This is a genomic window from Arthrobacter psychrochitiniphilus (genome assembly GCF_003185915.1).
Taxonomy (GTDB): Bacteria; Actinomycetota; Actinomycetes; order Actinomycetales; family Micrococcaceae; genus Specibacter; species Specibacter psychrochitiniphilus.
In genome coordinates this window covers 11,621-31,060 of record NZ_QHLZ01000020.1, presented here as the reverse complement: position 1 = coordinate 31,060, position 19,440 = coordinate 11,621, and the positions used below count along the sequence as shown (strand labels likewise).

Genomic DNA, 19,440 nt, shown 5'->3' with positions numbered 1-19,440 from the left:
AAGACAAACCCCGCCTGGAGCCGTCAGTCTCACATAGGGTCATGCCCGGCAGAACACCTAATACCAGTATCAACGTCCCAGATCCTTGACACACCTCAGGATATTGTTACACGGCAACTTGACGAATGCCACGAATGGTTAGGACTCTGCTGAGACGCCGGATACTCCAAGTTTCATACCGTGACGGCGACGCCTGGTGGATGGGCGATTTAGGGGTTGATTGCACTGCTCGTATGGCCCTCCCCTTGAGCCTCTGCGTGAAAAGTATCTTTCGTGCGGTTGGGCCGCGCCAAGAGAAGTTACAAGTCAGACAGAGTGCGTCAAGAATCAGTGGTTAGGATTCTTGATTTACTCGATCAGCACGGGCATCCAGAGTGCCTTCGGCGACAAATCGAACGAGCGGGCTGCCGTCCTGTGTAAGTGCGACAAGAATATCCTCCGGGGTGTCAGGGTTCATCGCCACGAGGATTGCCAAATCGATACTTCGACCGGCCAGATCGATAAGTAGATCTGCGGGTGCTCCGCCATTGAATGCCACGGCGTGCTGAACTTCCTCGATCTTATCGTCGGCCAATGAGCGTAGCAGCGCGGCTGGCGCGTCCGGGTTCGCGGCCACAGCGCAGCGAACTTTTGAGCTGCGCCGGTCTCCTCCAAGCATCACAAGCATGTCTGCGTCGGCTTCGGGGTAGAAGGCCACTCGCTTCCGGGTATCGGCAGACGTGCTTGCGATCATCTCTAGCAGGGCAGCGCGATCCGGGCGCTTCTGGTGGGAGCGGCGCTCCAGTTCCGACTCCGACTCACGGACGAGGTCTACCTGAGCATCCGCGGTCTTTGCGAAATTCAGTGGCGCGCTTGACGGTGTTTCAGGGGGCAGGCAGTGGAGGGTGCTGGGAGGAAGACGGGAGTTCTCAGCTACGCGATCTCGAACTTGGTCCGCCTCATCCAGAGAAAGGTCCATAAGGACAGGAACCGGAGAATGTGGGTTAAGGGCTACCATCGCCCGTACGTTCGGTTCGAGATCTTTCGCGAGCTTCTCCAGAACTCTGGCGGGGGTTCGAGGATTTCTGGCGACCGAGTGACGGATACTAAGCTCCTCATTCTCAGCCAAGTTCGCTAGCGTTTGCTCGCTGTTCCTAGTGTCGTTTGCTACGAGTAGCCGAATGTTTGGTTCCCGCACGGAGCTCTTCGAAAGGCGATCCAGCGCCTTTTCGACCAGCCGTTCAGGCACGTCAAGGTCCTCCCGGAAGTTAATGACGTTGAGAACCTCAAGCACGTTCACGTCCACTTCGTCGAGAAGCATTGCTTCGGCTAGAGAGGTCGCGATGTCACTGGGGACGGACGTGTTCTCCAAGACTGCAATACGAACTGGGCGCTTTGAATCAGTTGCTAGTTGAGTAAGCGCAGTACGTGGCACTGCTGGGTGGTCAGCAACAGCAATTCGCACTTTGACTTGGGCGTCTGAGGCGAGATCGGTCAAAACTGTTTCTGGTATGGACGATGCAGAAGTAAGTAGAAGGCGCTTTTCGGCCGATTTATGGGTCTGTAACTTCTGGATGAGAGCCGTGCGGCCATCATCCCCAAGAGCGGGATTCTCGATCAATTGTTCGAGCATCGCTGTTGAGGTGCTTGAAATCAGTGGCAGTAGTGCGGACTGTGGTGTCGCGGGATGACCAGCTATGAAGGATAGCGTCTCATTTTTGTATTCAGTGGGAGTACGTCTCCACGGATCCCTAGGACTCATCCCTTGGGTACGGAACTTCAACAGGGCTTTCGGGTCAGCTGCGAGGTCGGAGAGCAATGCGCTCAGAGACTTGTCGAGGATATCTGTGGTGCGCTTCAGCGTTTGCCATCGCACCTCGGGATCGGGATCGTCCAGAAGCGCTGCACGCGTATCCGTGTCCGTGACGGGCAGTGACCTGGATATGCTCTGGCGGACCCACGAGGGGCGGTCTTCCTTGAAAAGGTCGGCTAGAACTTCGTCAGAGAGGCCTGCCTGGATCCAGTCTGCATTCCCAACAGGCCGCTTTAGCATCCAAGCCCATTCCTGGCTTGCGCTGGGGATTGGAAGGCTGGGCATGCCAGCTATGTGATTGAGGAAATCTTGAAACCAGCGAGAATCAAGTGCTGATTCGTCGCGGTCTTGGCGGATCTGGACACCATACTGTGGTGCGGTTTGTTGAGACTCGAGCTCATTTTGGCCTCTTTCCTCTTTTGCGTCAGCCACACCTTTGTTGGCTCGGGCTGACCACTTCACCTCATCATTTGGGTCTTTCGATAGAGCTTTCCGCACTGGCAGCGGGGCTCGAGGGTGCTCTGCTATGGCTCTGCGAACAACTACGCTGCGGTCTTTCGCTAGGGTCTCAAGTACGTCTAGCGGCACTGCCGGATTCTTGGCGACTGATTCACGCACCCGCACCTGCTTGTCTCGCGCGAGCGTGCGAACGGTCGGCTCAGGAGCTATTGGGTTACGGGCCACGCGCCACCTGAGGCCGATATCTTCACTGCGTGCGAGTTCTTCCAGCATCTCGTAAGGGGTGTATGGGTTGTCTGCGATTAGCTGTTGCTTGCGAGCCGTCGACACGGATTCGTGGCGTGCGAGTTGATTCCCGCCGGCCGCTTTGACGAACCCCTGTCTGAGCGAAGGTAACAACTCATCAGGATTGCCGCCAAGAAGCTGTGTGAGGCTCCACATATAGGTCTTTCTCTGACGTGGGAGCCAGATACCTACATGACGAAGACTCAGGCTGTCATCAGAATCCAGCATCACGTAGCCGAGGAGCTGACGGATGAACTCGCGCAGTCTGGGTATCGTCGGGTGCTGCGTGACTTTGCAATCGATCAAGGAATTGCCGATGATCCAGTCTGCGTCGGCGCCGCCCACGAGTGCTGAGCCAGCGAATTTGGGGTTTGGTTCGTAGTTCTCGCCGTTGGCGAATTGGTTTTTCCATGCCTCGAGCTGATCTTCATTGTGGAACAGCAATGATTTGATATCTGCCAGCACGAGCGGATCGATCTGAGCGGCGAATACATCCCCGGCGGGAGCTGCGTCGCACGAGACTCCTAGAGCGCCCTCGAATGCTGTTGCGCCCACTCGTGCGACGTGTTCGCAGAATGCCAGGAGAACGGAGGCTCGGTCCAAGTCCGATTCGCTGGATGGTTCTTCTAAGAGCGCGGTGGCGATACCGAAGGCTTCCGTCAGAATTTTTGCCCGATGCTCACCATTCCGAATTAAGGGGATAACGTCTGGAAGGTGAGCGACGCCAGCCGCCGCCACAGAACTGCGGGGGTCAAAACCACCAAGCTCAATCCGTGCACGAAAATCAAAAGCTGTACCGACTAGAGAGGCGTTCACATCGGGGAAAGGTGGGGACAACATTTCGCTTCGTGACAACTTCAACAGCCCCAATGCACCAGCTGCGGCACGAGAACCCTGGCCCTGTCCACTAGAGGCTTCAAGGAGCGGAGAGATGCCATCCAGATACACGCGCACGGGGGACTGTGGGTCGTTTAATAGGGAAGTGAGACTCATGGTGGTGACTCTATCGATAGCGTCGTCAGAAGTAGAATCTCGAGGCCCTGAACGACGATTATCAATGGCTGGGGGCAAGAACCATACCGGACCGACAGGCCAATTAACCCCAATTTTTACTCAATTAGGGGCTACTAAAAAGGTAACGGGTGCTTGCCGTGCTGGCCTGCCTGCAAACCTTGCCCGTGTTGGGCGCGCTGCACATTGCCGTGCAGCATGGCCGGCTGGACTCGGCAGACAAGCAATCCAACATGGTGTCCTTCGCCGCCGGGGAGATCAACGTCCCCGTGGCAACCACTGTCATTGAAGTGGGGGTTGACGTCCGCAACGCCACGCTGTGCAGTAGACAGACTCACTGCCGGAAACGATTTTCTATGAATGAAGGTATGAGGTGCGAGGATGTTGTTCGTGATCATGGACGACATTGAGTGGGAAGCTGAACTGGGGTACCTAGTGGGGCGTATAAATAGTCTTCAGGCGGCGTACGACCGGGTGTACGAATCGGTCGCGCTCCCGGCATCGATCCGGGCTGCCGACGACGCGGCAACGTGGCCGCTAACAATCGGCCAGCACGCTCAATACTGCCTCGTTCAGGCGATAGATATGTGCCAAGGCATCGCGGACCTCGTGACGATGGAGACTGGCCTGCAGATCCCTATCGCGGCGACACACCCTCTGGCACGCGCAGCGATTGAGTCCGCGAGTATGGCCATTTGGATGACATCGCCGACAACAAGGCGAGAGCGGGTGGTACACAGGCTGCAGGCTGCGCACGCCGAGCTAGTGTTCGAGAAAGCATTCATTCATGCCGTCGCGTCAGGGCAATCGCCAAGCCAGCAGCAAGAGATGCAACGTGCGCACGCGAAGGATTCCAGGCGTCTCTGGATCTGGATGAAAGAGATAGCGCGCGCGAACGACATCGAAGATATGGAATACGTCCAGAAGATGCCTGGATGGCAAGTGGTCGTGGAAGCCGCTGCTCCCGCATTACCCGCTGCAAGAGCGTCCCTTTTAGTAGCAGCTTGGCGATTTACGAGCGGCCTCACCCATCCGTCGTTCATCCGAGGGAGAGTCGCTCACACGTTCGTGCAGACGGAACCGGGAGGAGACAAATCTCGGGGTGAAGTCTCTGCGAATATAGAGTGGCTGGTTTCGACCGCGTCCGTTGCCGAGGCCCTTACCCGGAAGGCGCTAGTAAGACTTCAGCAAACCAAGGCACAGGTCAACGAAGAACATCCGGTGCCTGCTCTGCGTCGGATCCACTAGCTCCCGGTCTCGCGAAGCTAGTGGATCCCCATGCGGGTGAAACACCGCGAAAGCGAAGGCGACATTCACATCCTGCTATGGGTCTGAGACAGTGGGGTTCGGTGGTCATGGTGTTGGATCGATAAGTTTGTAGCCGGCCTTTCTGCAGAGTTCATCTAGTTCGGCGTTGGGCTCCCACACGGAGTCATTGAAGGCGAAAATGTCGAACGGCGCAGTTCGTTGCCCAAAGCTGACTACGGCTAAATAGTCGAGGCGGTGGGCGTGTTTGCGTAGCCTCAAGCGACGGTTGATATCCCGGATGGCGGAGTCCCGAGATATTCTAGGAGGAAAGCTGAGGAACAGAATTCCCCGCCGCTTACCTGGGCTATTGACTCCAAACCCGACGAACTTGGCATGTTCTTGCCCGTCAGCTCGAGTCGCGTTGCGAAGACTCATCGGAATGTCCGCAATCTCGTTTCGAAGTTCCCCGTCCAGATCGAGTAAATCGACGCTGACCGATAGCCAGCCGTATGGGCGGTGGTCGTTCAGGGAGTTGAGGAGACTGGCTAGCCGCATTGGGATGGGCTGTCGCGGCTTGGCTGATTCGTTCGTTCGATCTCCTCGGGTGAATTCATACCAGGCATTCAATTCATCCGTCAGGCTTGGAAGTACGGTTATGCCGGTCTCGTTGGAATCTGAATAAAGTCCCCGGGTGAGATACATCATGAAGTAGTCAAGTTCTTCCGTAGCGCGAAATGAACCGGCGATATTCGCCTCGCGGCGTCGCAGAAGGTAATGGATGAATTCGGACGGGCGATCGATCACTTCGCCAATTATTTCCAGGTCATGCTGGTTGGTGATCCAGGGTGGGTTGCCGGGGTTCTCCAGCAGTCCGCTGCGGTTCAGTTCCTCGACCACAGTCGACACTGCGTTCAGATCGTCGAGAGAAAGGACGATCGTCAGAATTTCTCGCCCAGCGACGACGGGGATCTCGACGTTCTGCTGCCGGGGGAGCGGCAGCCCCTTGCCATCGAGGGGAGTCGCCTTCTGCAGGCTGAATGGCTGCCCATCATCGAGCAGTGAACCCAATCGGTTTGCCTGCCTATTGGCCGCCAAGACGATCTGCTTGAGGTCGAGGAACATCCTGCCCGGGTTCCCGGTGAGGAACGCAGGGGAACGTGGCTTGCTCTTCATCTCAACGATGAGCGCGAAGCGGTCAATGAGCAGAAGGCCGTCTCCCTCGAACTGTTGGTTGCCTTCGCGACCTTGATAGTAGACAGACTGGTAAGCGACATCAGGATTAAGTAGCTTGACCAATTCGGCAAGCCCCTTTGATTCGAGAAGGCTTCCACGGTGATCGGTGTAGCGGTTTGCTGACGCGCTGCGGTTGAGCGCGTCCTCGAGTGCAGGTCTGATCCCGTATAGAAATGACGTCGGTTGGATGAGAAGCCAGCGCCTTTCTCCGTCAACTCTTCGGCTCGCGAAAGGTTTTCTTTTCACAAGGTTATCTCCGGCAAGAAACGCTGAAACGACGTTTTCGGACTGAGCATCTATGTCAAAAGAAAAATCAGTCAGGATCTTTTCCACGAGGGCAAGGTCCATGATGCTCTCGTTGGCCAACTCCTGAGCTGAGAATGACCCAAAATTTGCGAGGTCCTGAAACGCCGCTACGTGGATGAGTTGGTTCATGGCTTCCGCCTCCTCTTTGCCACTCTTTTCTATGACAGATCGGACGTCATCGTTCACCTGTAGCTGTTCTTCGAGGAAGGAGCTTGCTGCTGAATACGAACCGCGGAGCCTATGATGAAGTCGGCTCGCGGTTGAGTCGAAAAGCTGGAGGGCATCGTCCACGCCGTACCCGACTATTTCTCGGAGCGCCGAATCGATGCCAGGTGGTGAGAATAGATCGGAGATTAGTGCTCGTTCCTTATCCGGGTACTGGCGGTTACGGACGTAGAGCTCGGTCGCCACTGTTGAAAGGCGCATTCGTGATTCGATCCGCGAAGGGACGTTGCCACCCGAGACGTAGTGTTCAGCAGCAAATTTGTCGTCATCGATTCTCAGTTCGATGTGAAGCCGTCTTGACTCAAGGCGCAGCAGAGCTTGCAAATTGTCGTGTAATTCGGCGAGATGGTGGCCTGACGTCTGCGTTGCTTGGCCCACTTCTCGGGGCTGTTGCTCGGCAAATAGCAACGCGGCAAGTTCAGGGACGCTCGACAACGATTCATGCTGGCTCTCCACGTACGCGTCGTTGTCTACAGGCAACGACGCCAAGAGCAAGTTCCCCACAGCATCAAAAGCATCAAGTCCTGCAATGATGCCTCGAACTTTTTGGACCGCCATGTCACGGTGGTGAGTGGTGATCTTTTGAGTTTCCTCAAGCGATTCAGCCTTGCCGGTGAGCTCATGGAGCGCCGCCAACTCCTGTTCGAGCAGCCGAATGTACATGGGTTCGTCGGCGGGAATGTCTGTCATTTCCTAAGTGTGACTGAGCTATTGCAGTCTACGAAAACGTGTGTATGAGCCGAAGTCAGTATGTTCATGCGTTCTTGGTCCCGTATTCATCGGAATATGTTGGATGAGAAGACATAGGAGCAATCCTTTCAGTAACGTCTCACATCAGTAATACACCTCAAGTTTCTCTGGAGCCCGGCCCAATAGGCCTCGAATAAGCCACTCCTCCGCGTGGTTGGTATAACCCAAACATCGGCATAAGCGATCAGCGGATGCCTGGAACACCTCCGTGGCTCAGCCCTCGGCTTCCGGAATCTCACAAACTACGTTGTCAGATCGCTCCTGGAATCCGGCGGATTTAGACCGACACTACACTCCCAAGTTGGAAGAGCCATGAAAGTCCTGAAACAGGATACCCGCGGAAGTAATCATACTTTCGTGCTAACTGAACTACCATATGATCACGGCATCACCGAACGGTGTTGAGTGACTTAATTCTAACCATGCGGGGACTGTTGATGAAGAAGATTGCCCTTTTTACCTGTGCACTGCTGCTTGTCGGCTGCTCGGCACCTTCGCTCGACAGTGCGAACAAAAGCGGCCATCAACCAATATCGCCCACTTCGGCGTCCCAAACGTCTCGACCTGCCGTTGAAGTGTCTGACGCTGTATCCTGTCAATCCCTTCTCGGCACTGGCCGTGAGCTAATATCGGAATCCGCTCAGTTTCTCACTGATCTCTCCGAACTAAGCGACGAGACAGTCGCTCAGGCGGCGACCCAGGCCGCTGCGCTTAAGAGGGTGGCTGATACGGCATCGGAGCAGCTTCGCGCCCCTCTGACCGTTATGCAGGAACCGTTCAACGATCTTGAAGACGCATACGAGGCAGACGAGTCGTTCAACCTCGTGGCGGAACCATTCAAGGCTGCGGGTAGCCAGATTATAGCCATTTGCGGACCTTTAATAAAGGAGTCCGCCGCTGCCGAAGCTAAGGCCACGGCCGACGCTGAAGCCAGCGCCAAAGCCGACGCTGACGCTGAGGCTAGCGCCAAAGCTGACGCTGAGGCTAGCGGCAAAGCCGAAGTAGAAGCCAGTGCAAAAGCCGAAGCTGAGGCCGGGACGTTGAGCCAGCAGAACGCACTGCGAGCCGCCCATAGCTACCTCGATTACTCTGCCTTTTCGCGCACCAGTCTGATATCGCAATTGGAGTACGAGAAATACTCGGCCGAGGACGCTACTTGGGCTGTAGACCGCGTGACGGTCGACTGGAATAAGCAGGCTGCCAAAGCGGCCAAAAGCTACCTCGAATATTCTTCCTTCTCACGCGCCGGGCTGATTGACCAGTTAGCTTATGAGGGCTTCACCTCAGAGCAAGCAGAGTACGGTGTAAGTCAGACAGGTCTTTAGCCCAGAGGTTTCATGAGGGTGGTGTGTGCTGAGCTTTAAAGCGGTTAAAGGTGCTCCGTAGTAGGAAAATTGAGGTGTCTAGGCCATTATTTTCTCGTTCCGGGATAGCGGGTTAGCACCCTTTTGATTCTAATGAAGGCTCAGAAGTCTCCGATGCGTCGTTGAATAATTTGGGAGGATAACTCATCCTTCTAAAACGGAAATTGGATGTAACCGACTCATTAGAAACTCATTAAATTGGGCGACAACTGCCACCTCTTCAGTACCCCGCATTGTCCTGCTCCTGCAGCGGCAACGAGGGCCAAGAATGGCTTTTGATATCTCAAAACTGTGGATAGCGATGACAGCGGGGATCATAAGCGTTGATAACTGACCAAGGGTTTTGAGCTCTTACCATGCTCTGACCTGCAGCAATAGATTTCACTGCTAATTCTGCGAGACTTTTCTGGCCAGCCGTCTCGTCAAGCAGTTTCGGTTCGAATTCCATAGCTGTTCAGCGGTTGGATTGGTTGCTGCCATAGAGTTTTTCGCTTGTTCACCAATCTCCGAGAGCCTGGCAGGGGCTGAGTTGCGTTCATCAGGGTGTACCCGAGCGAACAGTTAAGAACCGCGATAAAGTGACGTCCATCAGGGTCTGGTTCGACTATGGTTAGACATAAATGATGGAGGGTCTTAATAGTGGCTGGACATAAGGGGCAGGTCGTGGGCTACGTGCGGGTGAGTGCTGCCGATCAGAACGAGGCGCGACAGCTCGAAGCACTAGGTGCTGTGGACAGGCTGTTTTCCGAGAAGGTCAGCGGCAAGAACAGGGACGATCGGGTCCAGCTCCAGCAGATGCTCATTTACGTCCGTGACGGGGATACAGTCCGGGTGAAGTCGCCAGACCGGCTGGCGCGGTCCACGACGGACCTTCTCGCTCTCGTTGAGGAACTCAAGACCAAGGGCGTTGCCTTGGAGTTCATTGACAACCCGGCCCTGAACACTGACACGCCTCAGGGGGAGTTCATGCTCACGGTCTTGGCTGCCATCGCGCAGTTGGAGCGCAAGACCATCCGAGAACGCCAAGCCGAGGGCATTGTCATTGCCAAGCGGAAAGGCGTTTACGACCGGGTCCCAAAACTTTCGGCAGAGCAGGTTGAGCTGGCGCGGGAGCGGATTGCCGAGGGCGTGCCCAAAGCTAAAGTGGCAAGGGATCTGGACGTCTCGCGGCAGACACTATACGCGGCACTGAACGGCAGCGGTAAGTACGCCGAGGTGAGCTGATGGATGAAGCTAGTGGCGGTGCGCCCTATCCGGCTGACGAGAACTCAGGACTCGGTTTCTAATCTTTTACCTTTATAGCGGAGATCCCTGAGGATGCCTTCTTCGGGTCAGATGGGCTAGGGAGTTGACGCAGTAGCGCCGGTTCAAGGCTTTAAGTGCCTCGATGTGACCGGCCCCTCCATACTCTGGTAGGCAAGGAAATGGGCTGTGATGGCAGGTATTATCCTGCCGTCACAGCCCATTGAGTGCATGAAGGGCCAGCTTGCTGACCCTTATACCGCAGGGTTAGTGGTAACCATGCTTCCGTCGGACCAAGATGACGGTCCCAGCACCTATAACGAGAAGTAGAGTCCCACCGATCATGATCGGGATGGAGCTGGCCCCGGTGGAGGAGAGTTCATTCTTTTGGTGGTTACCTTGTGCAACGACAGACGAAACTGTTGAAGGAGTTGCCTCGCCGGATGCTTGTGACGTTGTTGGGCTCGGTGAGTCTGTATGTGTCGGGCTAGGGCTCGGTGAGTCTGTAGGTGTCGGGCTAGGGGTTGGGGAGGGAATTTGATCCTGCGGGCCATCAAATAGGGTTTTTATTGATGTCAGCACTGCGCCATTGATGTCATGCTGGCTAGAGGATAGTTCGGCTAGGGCTGCTTTGCCGTCTGCTAGTACCTTGGGATCGGTCAAATCAACAACCTCCACGGTCGTTCCCTGCTGGGCCACCAAGTCTTTCAACGTGTTGGACGTTAGTTCGATATTTATCTTCAGTGTTCCTGTGGCGGTCAGCGCAGCGCTATCCACGGGCACTTTTACTTGGAATTGCCCTCCGCCGGGGACGACGACGGTGGTCTTTCCGATGAGGGTGCCCTCGGTAGTGGATGCTGACAGGAGGTACTCCGTGGCAGCAGGTGCAGGGTTGTTGATGGTGGCGAAAAGAAATTGTCCTTTGGTTGAGGTGGCTAAAACGCTGGGTCCATCAAAGATGAAAGCACCATCACCCTGTAGGGGTACATAGTCTTCGGCGGTCATTTCCTCCATGGGCTCGGTGATCAAAACGGGTGCGCTGTCACCCAAGTCACCGATCGATCCGCCATTGAATACCAGGTGCGCCCAGTCTGCATAGGGTTCCCCGCGTGAGTAGTCCAGCGTGGCAGCCCCGCCAATACCAGTGAGCTGGTAGCTGTAGTTCATGACGCTGAGAAAGCTTGGGTTTTCAGCGTATGTGGTGTGGTCTGGTCCGCCATGCATGAGACTTAGGTTATGCCCGAGCTCGTGCATGAAAGTCCCGCGTTCCTGGATCCGGCTGAAACCCCCTTCCCAGCTCTTGTGACCGTCGGTGAGGATGAAGTCGGCTCCCGGGAGGCCACGCGATATGCCGGACGATCCGTTGTCTTTCAAAAGGGTGTCTGCATAGAGGGCGTAGTGGAAGACATCGCGTTTGAGGTTGTCGAAGCTTGAGTTTTTGATGCCCTCGAAACCTGTCCAGTCGTAGCCAGCGTTGGAAGCTGTCAGTATGTGTTCGGTCCAAGGCACTGCGCTTCCGGAGCTGATGTGCGCGGTGATCCCTGTGCTGCCGTTAGGGTTGGTGAAGGGGGCCGCTGCAAAGGCCTTGACCACGTCATTCAGTGCCGCCTGTTGGGGTTCGAAAGACTTCCCACCCCAGCAAATGAACCAGACGCAGCTGGGCTTCTTTTCCATCCAGTCAACCTGGATGAAGATGTCTGCGCGCTGGGGGTCTGCACCCATGGCGGACAGGTTCACTTCGGCGATACCATCACCGTCGTAATCAATCCCCTCTGTCTCCCACACGTCGGGCAGACCGTCCCCATCGCTGTCGACAAGGGACGACACGGAGCGGTCGCAGTTGGACCCGTAGAGCCAACGCAAATTATCGACCAGCACCGCGGAGTCATAGATAGAATCGCCAATGTCCTGGATGGTGAGGATCAACTTAACTTTTCCGGTTTCGACATCGCGTTCCAGTGGGGTGACGGCGACCAGAGGCGGTGTGGTGCCATCCATGCGCGTGCCGGTGGCGTCGGTAAAGCCGAAGACGGTGTTGACGGAAACGAAGTTGCCTTTGCTGTCATAGGCAAAGTTATTGGGGGCGACGACTTGGTCGTTCTCCATGAAGAACTTCGACTCATTTTGTTCTGCTGTGAAGATGTCATTGAAGCTGGAGCCGACAAATTCCGGGTATTCCTCCGAGAGGAACTGGAAATCAAAGGCCATGCACTTCGCATCGGTGGGCGGCAACAAATCTAAGGTCAGTGAGGTGAGATCATTCCCGTCCACACCGCCACCGTTGCCAAGATTGGTTGAAATGAAATCACTTGGTGCCCCACCAAGGACTTCGTCTGCTTTTCCTGTGGACAGGATGGCGTAAGAATTCCCGGCTGTGGGGAAGATACCGAATTTGTCAGTCACTATGGAGCTAGCACCGGTATCACCGGTGCTACTGGCTGAGACCAGCTCAGGGGAAGACACTCCCAATGCCGATGCCAGCGACGGGGCATCGGCCGCGCTGGCTGCCGGTGCCATTGCCAGGCCCGCGTATGCCGCAATCAACCCGGCAGCACACAACGCTGCCGCCCCTTTCATCGTTAGTGCATATGGTTTAGCCATAGTTCTTTCCCCCAAAGTAATTGGGCCATGCCTTCAAAGTGACATAGCGCACATGGGGTGTAGCCTAGCAAAGAACCGGAAGGCAATCATTATTGACGACAATTCACTACGCAGATGACTTATGCCCGGGTTGGACCTCCCAGCATTATTTCACCGGTAGATCAGCAACGCCCTCCCCTAATAGCTCTCCGTCGAGTCGGACGCCGCTTACTTGTTCCCCCTCCAACGTGACCTTGCAGGACAGGGTCTGGCCGGCAGAAACGGCGATAGGGACCGTACTGATTTCCCGCCGCCCGTATAGAAAAACCAGCACGTAGTTCTCGTCAACGTCACTGATATTGTGCACCGTGACGGTGACCGTACTGCCTGAGACGCTGTATCTTGATGAATCGATCGACAGCGTTGCGTCGCCGGGGGCAGCAAAGGCCCCGGCACTTTTGGCAGCATCTGCTGAAATACCGGTCACGGAGGACGACCCTTCAGTCGCTGAGGCAGCAGTAGTTGATTTAATATCGCCCGGTGACCCGTCCGGTGCCACCCAAGAACACTGGGTTAGGAAGATCGCAGCAGGAAACAGCAGAAGTGCCCATCGCTGTCGTATTTGTACCGACATAGCCTCTCCATCCCCGCCAATAGCTGCGGCCTGATGCTGGTGATGTTGCTCGAACCGTGAACTGGCGGTACCCGTGGGGTTAGTTCCCGTGTGCTAACTATCTTCCCTGCCACGGACTTCGCTGGCCAGTTCCCACGTCCGGTTTGTGGAAAACGGTCAGGTTCCAAGCTAGCGAGCAGTCTGCCACTACTGTTCATCCGCTACATCGCCTTGCCCCACGTGAGCTGCGGGGTATCAGTCGGTCAGAGGAGACTGGGCTCCCAGATGCGTCTTATATACCCCATTTTTGGGATCCCAACAAAGCTCAGTACTTAAGAATTTCGAGAACATCCGAGTGAGACACATTGCTGGGAATTTCCGGAGTTGGCGCAACCCGCGGATATCCGGCGATCTGCACCGCGGGCTGTCGATGTGGGGAAGTGGTTGGCGGGTTTCCGGTCAATGGTTCCTTTGATAGGACGAAACGCAGCTGTCCTCTCGCGCCTTAAATTGTCATTGTCTCTGGTCGTCTGCACATCCATTCCGTGTCCGTATGGGAGATCTCAATGGTGTATATCGGGAGGGGTGGCAGATCCACGGGTTGGTTTTCTTCCCTGGTATGGTGCCGCGCCCTTGGTTTGAAGGCCCAGTATCGAGTCGTCGGATGCGGTCAGGGTCTGGAGACTATGCTTGGCGCCATCCGACGTTCTCGTTGCTTTCCGTTATGGCGCCATTGGTCAAGTTAGGTTTTTACGGGTGGATGTGTTGGTTGCGGGCGCATCAGGCGGCTAGCTCCACGTCGATAACAGCTCTGTGAACGCGTGGCTGGCTGCGCTCTGATAGGCGCCTTTCCTTCTGAGCAGGGCGGCTGTGCGGGGCGGAATGGGCGGCGAGAGGTCCACGCGGTCTAGCCCGGGCTGTTCGCGGGCAATGGCTTCGGGCAGGACAGTGGCGAGTTGGCCTCGTCGGATGATTTCCACGATCGCGCTGATGGAGTCGGCCTCAATCGCTATGCGGGGGGCAATTCCGTGGTCCCGGAAGTGCAGGTCGATGTGGCGCCGGGTGGCAAAGTCGCCACTGAGCAGTGCAAGGTTCTCTTGTTCCAACTCTCGCAGGGTCAGGGGCGCATGGGCGCCGGCGTGGGGGTGGTGGTTGCCGACGACGAGTCCAAGGGTTTCGACGAAGAGTGCCTGTGGCTCGATCTCGGCTGAACGAACAGGGGTGAAGGCGATACCTAGGTCGAGGCTGTCCGCGGCCAGCGCCGCCTCGATACTGTCCTGGGTCGCCTCCTGCATCCTCAAGTTTATGCCGGGATAGAGGGTGCTGAAGCGTTCGATTAGCGGACCGATCAGGTAGGAGGTGAACGTGGGCGTCATCGCCAGCCGGAGTGATCCACGGCTCAGATCCTGAACGTCATGGACAGCCCGGGTTCCGGCGTCGAGCTCCCGCAGGGCACGGCGGGCATAGCGGAGGTAGTTCTCGCCAGCATCCGTCAGCCGCACGGTTCGCCCGGACCTGTCCAAGAGCTGGACATGCAGCGATTTCTCCAGTTGCTTGATCTGTTGCGACAGGGTTGGTTGGGAGACATGCAGTGCCTCGGCCGCACGGGTGAAGTTCTGGTACTCCACAACCGCATTCAGATAACGAATCTGCTGTAGCATCACGAACCTCTAACTATAGGTAATGACTATTGACATCATTGTAATCAAGTCTTGGACACTATAGAAAATTTCCGTCATCCTTGAAGTGTTCAACAACCCTAACAAGGAGAGGGCCCATGCAAGACATCATCAAAGGCGTGCTGAAGTTCCAACGGGAAGCTTTCCCGAAGCGTTTGGGGCTCTTCAAGGAGCTATCCACCGCACAAAGCCCGAAGGCTCTGTTCATTGCCTGCTCGGACAGCCGTGTCGTGCCTGAATTGCTCACCCAGCAAGAACCCGGTGACTTGTTCGTGATCCGCAACGCCGGCAACATCGTGCCGGCCTACGGCCCACAGCCCGGCGGTGTCTCTGCGACAGTAGAGTACGCGGTCTCCGTCCTGGGAGTTACGGACATCATCATCTGTGGCCATTCCGACTGCGGAGCAATGACCGCCATCTCCTCAGGCACTGACCTGGATCACCTGCCAGCGGTGGCCAGCTGGCTTGCCCATGCTGATGCGGCGAAGGTCGTCAACGCCGCCCGCACCCACGTATCGGCCAAGGAACGGCTCGCGGACATGGTCCGCGCGAACGCTAACGCCCAGCTGACCAACATCAAGACACATCCCTGCGTCTCCCTAGCCTTGGACCAGAACCGACTGAACCTCCATGGCTGGGTCTATGACATCGAAACCGGCTCCATCGACACCCTCGACGGCGCCACGGGCCACTTTGTCCCACTTGCAAACAACCCCCAGACCAGAGCCACGCCGGCCACATCCGGATTGGTCGCTTGACCACCCGATACCACCACAAACAAAGGAAAAACCATGATCCACTCCCAAAACGCCCAGGCTCCTCGCGAGGAACTGACAGCCGCCATCATCGACGCCAAGATGCGCAAGAACCTCTCCTGGCAGGAACTGACCGATGGGACCGGCCTGAGCCTTGCCTTCGTCACCGCCGCCCTGCTTGGCCAGCACCCACTGCCTGAAAACGCGGCGGACACCGTCTCTGAGCGGTTGGGTCTGGGTGAGGACGCCAGCATGTTGCTGCAGACCATTCCACTGCGCGGCAGCATCCCCGGCGGAATCCCCACCGACCCCACCATCTACCGCTTCTACGAAATGCTTCAGGTCTACGGCTCAACCCTGAAGGCCCTAGTACACGAACAATTCGGAGACGGCATCATCAGTGCCATCAACTTCAAGCTGGACATCAAGAAAGTTGAAGACCCCGACGGCGGATCACGCGCCGTGATCACCCTCGACGGAAAATACCTCCCCACCAAGCCCTTCTGATCCCGGCCATGGCTGTGTTCTCGAAATGAGGACACAGCCACCGCTGCCACAAACTTTACGTGCAGAAAAGAACCGTCAGAGACTGCGTCCAAAACCCATCGATATCGCCGACGCCCATGTCAAGGAAGATCGGCACCGCGGATCAGGACACCGAGCTGCAAATCCGGGAACTGGAAGCTGCCGGGTGTTAACGGATATACAGTGACCACGGAATCAGTGGAAACAAGACCAGCCGCCCCGAGCTGGACAAAATGCTGGAGCACTTCAGCCAAGGGGACGAAGTCGTGTTCTGGCAACAAAACCGACTCGGGGGCAATACTCGACACCTCCTTGACGCCGTCAAGGAGCACCATATAAAGTTCCGGTCCCTCCGTGATGGTATGGCCACAGATCCTGGCAGCGATCTTGGTGGCGCCATGGCACGACACATGGTGACTATCATCTCCGCTTCTGCTCCGCTCGGGCGCGACCAGCTCTCCTAACGCACCAAAGCCTGCATGGCGATCGCCGCCTCCCATGGGTGCAAGGCAGGAGGACCGGAAGTCACCGCAACCCATACCTATGTCAAACAAGCCCACTTACTCAAAACTCACGGCCTGAAACCAACCAACGTCGGCACAAGCCGGGCCACCGTCTACCGCTACTTGGCCATGGATCCTGGATGACAAAATAACCCTCCTGAACTGGGGTGTATTACCAGTCTGGGAAAGAATGGAAAGGATTTTTCCCATAATCAATATCTATCCGCCACTTTGAGTTGACTAATAGATCAGGACCTCTTTGATTCTTCCGATGTGATCTTTAGCCAACCTATCGTTCACACGAAACTCAGCACAGCCGATGTTGAGTTATCTGGGGGAACAATGGCCACGATCATCGCAACGAATGGACGGGCGGCCAAAGACACGCTCGACTTGAAACGCATCACTACTCCTTCGGATCCTAAGAAGGCCAAGACGGGTGCCACCCTTGGGGCTGGCCCGTCTAACGAATCGCAACTCTTAACTCAGCTGCATTAAGCGGGCTTTTCGGCGGTGGCGCCACCACAAAAATGCTATGAGGAGGACCAGCACGGCTCCTATTGAAAAAGCGGCGATAAGTATCACGGTGTCCCCGCTGTTATCCGCTTTGACTGCCGGGCCTTGGCCAGCATCTGGGAAGACAATGGTGGCCGTGGACTCGTGCGTTATGAGGCCGCTTTTGACTGTAAAAGTTGCTTGCCAGGGTCCACTAGGGATTTCCAGAGACAGGCTTGTGCGTACGGGCGCACTTTCCCCGGGTGCAATGGTGACGCCTTTATCCAGAGGAAATGGGCCTGCAGAGAGACCGGCCGGGCCTTTTTCCAACATAAGAGAGCCGCTGATGTCCAAGGCTCGACCGCCTGTGTTCGTGACCAGTGCGGTTAGGTTAGGTATCCCGTCAAGATCGCGGCTAGGTGTCATTGAATTGACACTGAAATCCGCCGGTGGACCATTGCCAGGTCCCACGGACAGATACATCCGTATCCCGACCCTGCTGGCATTGACAATGCCTTGACCGGTCTGACTTGAAGGGTGTGCCTCTGCCCAGACAACGGCGTAGTTCTCACCTTCAGGAGCGTCGGCTGGAACATTAACCGTCACTAGGACTTCTACGCTGGCTCCAGGTTGGAGCTCAAGAGCTGGTTGGCTGACAGAAGTCCACTCGGTGAGCACGTTGGGCGTATTGCCGGCCGCTGCGCTGAAGGCATTGTCCTCAATAGAAGCAGCCGAGGGATATAACTGGATGTTATGCGCCTCATCGGTGCCATTGGCGATCTGTAGGCGCCGTTTAATGGTGGCGCCGGGGGTCAGATGGTCCACTATGTAAGAGCGCGCGCGAGGATCCTTTTGTGTAGCTGCCGGGACGTCTAAGAGCCGCAGACCTATCCCGGATTCCGGTACCTTCTCGGTTTGGGCATCATCACCCACTAGGGGGGGTGTTGTGGCGATCGCCGGGGCTACCGGTAGTAGCGTAAAAAGCAGGATAGCAAAGAAGGTGATTCGGGAGCGCAAGAAGGCCTCTCAGACGATAACTGCTACTGGGCGTAGTTCTTAAAAGCAGAAAAAGGGAGCGACGAAAGTCCGCCGCCCCCTCTAGTTAGCTGTTAGAGCAACGAGTGGGTGAGTGTGCCCGTGTATGTACCAGTTTTGACGGTATTGGGAACCTGCACGGTCACAGTGGTGTCGAACGTAACGTCACTGTTTCCGCCTGCCGGGGCGGTAATGGTCCCGGCTGCTCCACCGGTCGTCACGGTTCCTGTTTGGGCTGTCATAGCATTGACATATGTAGCGTCAGCAAGGGTTATGATCTCGTCGCCAAACTTGAGCTCATTAAGGGAAACCGAGCTCGCCCAGCCGAGCCCGTCACCGTTAAGATCGGAAACATTTACCCCTGTGAGGGTCCCCGTTGCCGTCGATACTTTCGCGGAAGCGCCAGTGTGGGCCAGAGTCAATGTCGCAGCCGTGGTGTCCAAAACGAGGAAACCTGCCTCGATCGTTACAGTTGCATCGTTCGTGGCCGACTTGGTATCAGCGGCGGAAGCGGGAAGGGCCATGGTGCCAAGTAGTGCAGCTGCGGAAAGCATGATCATGGATGTGCGCGCGAATTTTCGCATGAGAGAGACCTTTATTAGGTTGGATGTAATGACATCCGGACGGTCAGCGGTCGAAAGGTTTAACGGCGCCTCACGTCCTGCTTTAAAACTATCACTAATGACTTTTTCTGATCGTTTGTGATCAATATCCATCAATTTCAAGTTTTTTTCGTGTGCTACTCTGCGAGGCTCCGCTCCTCACGGACGAAACCGAATGCTTCCACGCAGCAACTAAAAAAATTCTGGTAGATCTCCCGCGTGTAACTAAACGGTCCAGGTCACAGCGAGCGCTAGAGAGGAAAAAATTAGGCATCCTGCGGTCAGCAAGTCCCAAGTATCCTGCCACCAGTGGCAGGATGCTTGGGACAGCCGAGTCAACGATCTGGCGATGCCTCGCTGCAGCAACTGCTCGGCAGGTGCCGGAGTCCTAGACAAGCATCAACACGGGCTGACGCAGGATCTTGATCTTGGCCTAGAGTTATTTGCCAGCTTGTGGCATCTCCAGGTGGCGTTTCTATCAAAATCAGAACCAGGCCCACCTCAAAAACAACAACACCCCGAACCCTTACCCGATGACCGCACCTGCGACACCAAATATACCCAGACAAAAAATCATCTATCCATGTCAATATGCCGGTCAAGAAGCCGCGGGCGGTGTCAACCAGACTGTCTTTTGGGTACACCGTTCACACTGATACGGACGAGGATTCCGAGGGATCCACCTCAATGGAGATTCATAGTTTGGTCCATTATGGGTATACGTTGGGATCCCTCGTA

At 56.0% G+C, this 19,440-nt stretch carries 14 protein-coding genes; 7 read left to right on the top strand and 7 right to left on the bottom strand.

What is annotated here, in order from left to right; genetic code table 11:
• Window positions 1–334: 334 nt before the first annotated feature.
• Window positions 335–3,529 (bottom strand): hypothetical protein, encoded by a 3,195-nt coding sequence (locus CVS29_RS17920; protein WP_110107959.1) that lies wholly within the window; start codon window positions 3,527–3,529, stop codon window positions 335–337.
• Window positions 3,530–3,678: 149 nt separating this feature from the next.
• On the opposite strand from CVS29_RS17920, the gene CVS29_RS17915 reads away from it, so the two are divergent.
• Both CVS29_RS17915 and CVS29_RS17910 read left to right on the top strand, forming a co-directional pair.
• Entirely contained in the window at window positions 3,679–3,957 is a 279-nt protein-coding gene (locus tag CVS29_RS17915; protein WP_110107958.1) for a helicase-related protein, read from the top strand.
• Window positions 3,938–4,795: a hypothetical protein gene (locus tag CVS29_RS17910; RefSeq protein WP_146213131.1), complete on the top strand. Its 858-nt coding sequence runs from the start codon at window positions 3,938–3,940 to the stop codon at window positions 4,793–4,795. The genes CVS29_RS17915 and CVS29_RS17910 overlap by 20 nt, the downstream gene beginning before the upstream one ends.
• A 105-nt stretch (window positions 4,796–4,900) precedes the next feature.
• Here the strand turns inward: CVS29_RS17910 and CVS29_RS17905 are convergent, their stop codons facing one another.
• Window positions 4,901–7,249 (bottom strand): hypothetical protein, encoded by a 2,349-nt coding sequence (locus CVS29_RS17905; protein ID WP_110107956.1) that lies wholly within the window; start codon window positions 7,247–7,249, stop codon window positions 4,901–4,903.
• Between the two features lie 497 nt (window positions 7,250–7,746).
• On the opposite strand from CVS29_RS17905, the gene CVS29_RS19035 reads away from it, so the two are divergent.
• Both CVS29_RS19035 and CVS29_RS17895 read left to right on the top strand, forming a co-directional pair.
• Window positions 7,747–8,634 (top strand): Ltp family lipoprotein, encoded by an 888-nt coding sequence (locus tag CVS29_RS19035; protein ID WP_245932330.1) that lies wholly within the window; start codon window positions 7,747–7,749, stop codon window positions 8,632–8,634.
• A 678-nt stretch (window positions 8,635–9,312) separates the two neighbouring features.
• Entirely contained in the window at window positions 9,313–9,897 is a 585-nt protein-coding gene (locus CVS29_RS17895; protein ID WP_110107955.1) for a recombinase family protein, read from the top strand.
• A 285-nt stretch (window positions 9,898–10,182) separates the two neighbouring features.
• Here the strand turns inward: CVS29_RS17895 and CVS29_RS17890 are convergent, their stop codons facing one another.
• The 3 genes from CVS29_RS17890 to cynR form a co-directional block, all read right to left on the bottom strand.
• Complete coding sequence (locus CVS29_RS17890; RefSeq protein ID WP_146213130.1) at window positions 10,183–12,516, bottom strand: choice-of-anchor L domain-containing protein; 2,334 nt, start codon at window positions 12,514–12,516, stop codon at window positions 10,183–10,185.
• A 145-nt stretch (window positions 12,517–12,661) separates the two neighbouring features.
• Window positions 12,662–12,982, bottom strand: a complete 321-nt coding sequence (locus CVS29_RS17885) for a hypothetical protein (RefSeq protein ID WP_146213129.1) — start codon at window positions 12,980–12,982, stop codon at window positions 12,662–12,664.
• Between the two features lie 914 nt (window positions 12,983–13,896).
• The gene (gene cynR / locus CVS29_RS17880) at window positions 13,897–14,769 is read right to left on the bottom strand and encodes a transcriptional regulator CynR (RefSeq protein ID WP_218867983.1); all 873 of its coding nucleotides are present in this window, start codon (window positions 14,767–14,769) and stop codon (window positions 13,897–13,899) included.
• 116 nt (window positions 14,770–14,885) lie between these two features.
• On the opposite strand from cynR, the gene CVS29_RS17875 reads away from it, so the two are divergent.
• From CVS29_RS17875 to CVS29_RS19030, 3 genes are all read left to right on the top strand, one after another.
• The gene (locus CVS29_RS17875) at window positions 14,886–15,545 is read left to right on the top strand and encodes a carbonic anhydrase (protein WP_110107951.1); all 660 of its coding nucleotides are present in this window, start codon (window positions 14,886–14,888) and stop codon (window positions 15,543–15,545) included.
• 33 nt (window positions 15,546–15,578) lie between these two features.
• Complete coding sequence (cynS, locus tag CVS29_RS17870; protein ID WP_110107950.1) at window positions 15,579–16,049, top strand: cyanase; 471 nt, start codon at window positions 15,579–15,581, stop codon at window positions 16,047–16,049.
• Between the two features lie 251 nt (window positions 16,050–16,300).
• Window positions 16,301–16,531, top strand: coding sequence for a recombinase family protein (locus tag CVS29_RS19030; RefSeq protein WP_245932329.1), 231 nt, complete (start codon window positions 16,301–16,303; stop codon window positions 16,529–16,531).
• Between the two features lie 519 nt (window positions 16,532–17,050).
• On the opposite strand, the gene CVS29_RS17860 is transcribed toward CVS29_RS19030, so the two are convergent.
• Complete coding sequence (locus tag CVS29_RS17860; RefSeq protein ID WP_146213128.1) at window positions 17,051–18,082, bottom strand: COG1361 family protein; 1,032 nt, start codon at window positions 18,080–18,082, stop codon at window positions 17,051–17,053.
• Between the two features lie 92 nt (window positions 18,083–18,174).
• Complete coding sequence (locus CVS29_RS17855; protein WP_146213127.1) at window positions 18,175–18,684, bottom strand: hypothetical protein; 510 nt, start codon at window positions 18,682–18,684, stop codon at window positions 18,175–18,177.
• Window positions 18,685–19,440: the final 756 nt, after the last annotated feature.